Here is a 785-nt window from a genome sequence, read left to right on the forward strand (position 1 = left end):
AGGGCGTGCCGGGATTGCAGGCCCAGAAATGCTCGAGCACGGTGAAGACGGCCGCGAGCGCGAGGGTGATGGGGACCACCTTCGCGATGGTCTCGCCGAGCATCAGGGCGACTTGCATGGGCAGGCTCGACATCGTCGCCTCTCTTCCGAATTGCTGGTCCTCCTACGCCTACTCCGCGAAATTTAAGGGAGGATGAAGCCGGTGGCGCACTTGCGCCACGTTCGGAACCGGAGCGAATTCCAGCCGGCGTCTTAAGGTGAAATTCACTCTGGGTAAAAGCATCGCGCAGGGATCGGGTTTGCACGATCGAATTAACTTCACCGAAAGAGCTCGGCTTTCATGGTTATCGCGTCAAAGACAGCGCCGAACGAGGCGATCCAACCCCAGATGGAGTTTGTTCATGAAGAACCTGATTGCGCGTTTCGCCAAGGATGAATCCGGCGCCACCGCCATCGAATACGGCCTGATCGCYGCCGGCATCGCGCTGGCCATCATCACCGTCGTCAACAACCTCGGCACCACGCTGAACACCAAGTTCACCTCGATCAGCACGTCGCTGAAGTAAGCGAGCGACAAGCGACGGCAAACGCCCCGGATCTCCGGGGCCTTTGTTTTTCCGAGTACGGCGAGTTCAAGTGGCGTTGCGCAAATACAGAACCGATGCCGCGGTTGCGGCGGGCGAGGCGGAGGCGGCGCAGACCGGCTCGCCGACCTACTGGGTCTGCCTTGCACTGCTGCTTGCGACGCTCGCACTCGCCGCGCGCATTGCCAGCCTCTGGTGAGC

At 61.1% G+C, this 785-nt stretch carries 2 protein-coding genes and 1 pseudogene; 2 read left to right on the forward strand and 1 reads right to left on the reverse strand.

Annotated elements, in window-relative coordinates:
* Positions 1 to 133 (reverse strand): annotated as a pseudogene (locus AC1D00_RS43635) (sterol desaturase family protein); the annotation flags it as partial.
* A 268-nt stretch (positions 134 to 401) separates the two neighbouring features.
* Between AC1D00_RS43635 and AC1D00_RS43640 the strand changes: the two are divergent.
* Both AC1D00_RS43640 and AC1D00_RS43645 read left to right on the forward strand, forming a co-directional pair.
* Positions 402 to 566 carry a Flp family type IVb pilin gene (locus tag AC1D00_RS43640; RefSeq protein ID WP_027544253.1) on the forward strand — a complete coding sequence of 55 codons (165 nt, stop codon included), beginning with the start codon at positions 402 to 404 and terminating at the stop codon, positions 564 to 566.
* A gap of 70 nt (positions 567 to 636) precedes the next feature.
* Positions 637 to 783 carry a hypothetical protein gene (locus AC1D00_RS43645; protein ID WP_167771103.1) on the forward strand — a complete coding sequence of 49 codons (147 nt, stop codon included), beginning with the start codon at positions 637 to 639 and terminating at the stop codon, positions 781 to 783.
* The last annotated feature ends 2 nt before the right edge of the window (positions 784 to 785 follow it).

The sequence above is a fragment of the Bradyrhizobium sp. P2_E8 genome, from assembly GCF_056403875.1.